The sequence below is a fragment of the Rathayibacter sp. AY1E3 genome, from assembly GCF_002932235.1.
In the GTDB taxonomy this organism is placed as follows: domain Bacteria; phylum Actinomycetota; class Actinomycetes; order Actinomycetales; family Microbacteriaceae; genus Rathayibacter.
This window is the reverse complement of the sequence record NZ_PSVN01000047.1, coordinates 1-2,081: the sequence shown is the minus strand read 5'-3', so window position 1 is coordinate 2,081 and position 2,081 is coordinate 1. Positions and strand designations below refer to the sequence as shown.

Here is a 2,081-nt window from a genome sequence, read left to right as displayed (position 1 = left end):
GTTGCCGATGTACTCGGCGGCGGTCGCCGCGAGGAGCGCCTGGTGCGCGGCCTCGTCGCGGAGGGTCTGCGCGGTGTGCTCGAACTGGGCCGGGTCGTGGGTGGCGACCTCGATCAGGTTCGCGCGGGCGTCGGAGTCGTCCTCGAACTCCAACAGCACCGCCGCCTGGTCCAGGGTCAGCTCGTGCTCGTGCAGAACGGACGTGACGGTCGCGGACTCCGCGACCGCAAGGCCCTTCTTCACCGCGTCGGTCTTGGTGCCGGTGCGCTTGGCGATCGCTGCAGCGGACACGCCCTCAAACGCGAGCTGCGCCCACGCGGCGGTGCGGTCCGCGACGCTCAGCTCGGCGCGCTGGTCGTTCTCGATGATCTGCTGAACGATCCGATCCGCGGTTGTCTCGTCGCCCTCCACGACGTAGACCGGGATCGTGGGCACTCCGGCCTCGCGGGCGGCGAGGGTGCGGCGCTGTCCGGCGCGGACGATGACGTTGCCGTGCTCGTCGCGGCGGGCGAGGACCGGGGTGATGACGCCGTTCTCGCGGATCGACGCGATGAAGTCCTTCGTCAGCGGGGCGCTGGTGCGGACGTTCTGCTCGATCACGAGGACGGTCGGGTCGATGTGCTGAACGGTCCCGGTTCCGGTGGTGATAGTCACGATGGTTTCTCCTTGATCGGTGTGCGATCATTGAGGCGACAAGTCCCGTGGTTCTAACCCAACTACGGGGCTTTTGTCGTCTTCCTGATCGTTTTTCTTTGCCTCTCCGGCGGGATGAAATCAATTGAGTGGAGTCGGCGGAGTGACGGCTCTCTCGGGCGAAATAAGCCCGCAGGGCGCGTCCGAGAGAGACGGCACGTAGCCGACGGAGCGAGATAGATTGAAACCGCGGAGAGGTGAAGAAAACGGGTAATCCGGCCGCGTAGCGGCTCCCGCCGGCGGTGCTCCGTCACCGCTGCGCGTGCGCAGCTCGCGCCCCCGGAACGGGGAAGACCGGGGAGTGTGAGGGGGTCGCCCCTCACGGGCCGGCCCGGAAGGCCGGCCCGCGCCGCGCGGCTACCGGTCGGCGGGCTCGGAGCAGTTGGCGCAGTCGCACGGCCCGCTGGGGTTCTCCGTCCGCTCGACGGCCGCGATCTGCGCGGCCTGCTCCGCCGGGGAGAGCGCCTGCCACCCCTCATCCGCGCGCCGGTTCAGCTCGATGCGTGCCGCACGCTCGTCCAGCGTCTCCGGGGTCGGGGTGAGGAAAGCGGCCAGTGCCGCGCCGGTGTCCTGCTTGTCGGCGGGGGTGAGGAACGCGATCAGCGCGGCGGCGTAGGCGGTGCCGTCGTCGGTGACGGGGAATCCGCCCGGAGCTCCTTCGCCGGGAAGAGTGAGCGTGTTGCGGATGTGCGCGAGGATTTCGGCGTCCGTGGCGGTCGCGTCGTCGTCAGACTCGGCGCGGCGGGTGTCGAGGATGAGGGCCAGCTGTTCGGCCGTGGCGCGGCCGGTGTCGGTGCGGGTCATGGTGTGGTCCTCTCAGCGGTTCAGGAACGGGGCGACGCGGCGGATCGCTGCGCGGCGGGCGTGGGCGACGCAGTGACGGAACGAACCGCTGGTGATGCCGTGCAGCTGGTCGGAGTGCCACGCCTCCCAGACGCCGGACGTGCGGCGGGTGACGTGCACCGAGGGCGTCGTCTGGGGGTCGGTGCCCACGACACGGATATCGACCGCGCGGGTGTTGGCAAGGGTGAGGTAGGTCTTCGCGGTGGTCTGCAAGTCGGTGGTGATCTGCATGGTGTGGGTGCTCCCTCTGGCTGATCGTTTTTCTTTGCCTCTCCGGCGGGGAAAACCGTTTGAGTGGAGGCGGCGCAGTGACGCCGATAGCGGGCGAAATAAGCCCGCAGGGCGCGTCCGCTATCGGTGGCACGGAGCCGGTGGAGCGAAATAGGTTGAAACCGCGGAGAGGTGAAGAAAACAGGTGGAACGGGCCGCATCGCGGCCTCCGACCCGCGGTGCTCCGTCGCCGCTGCGCGAGTGCAGCTCGCGCCCCGGAACGGGACACCGGGGAGCGTGAGGGGGTCGCCCCTCACGGGCCGGCGCCGCCGGCC

3 protein-coding genes are annotated in these 2,081 nt (G+C 69.6%); all 3 read right to left on the bottom strand.

The window, feature by feature from the left end; genetic code table 11:
• Positions 1-654: ParB/RepB/Spo0J family partition protein (locus tag C5C53_RS16690; RefSeq protein WP_146084698.1), on the bottom strand; the 654-nt coding region annotated here is incomplete at its 3' end.
• Positions 655-1,050: 396 nt separating this feature from the next.
• Positions 1,051-1,497: a hypothetical protein gene (locus tag C5C53_RS16685; protein ID WP_104258317.1), complete on the bottom strand. Its 447-nt coding sequence runs from the start codon at positions 1,495-1,497 to the stop codon at positions 1,051-1,053.
• Positions 1,498-1,509: 12 nt separating this feature from the next.
• Positions 1,510-1,767 (bottom strand): hypothetical protein, encoded by a 258-nt coding sequence (locus C5C53_RS16680; RefSeq protein WP_104234631.1) that lies wholly within the window; start codon positions 1,765-1,767, stop codon positions 1,510-1,512.
• Positions 1,768-2,081: the final 314 nt, after the last annotated feature.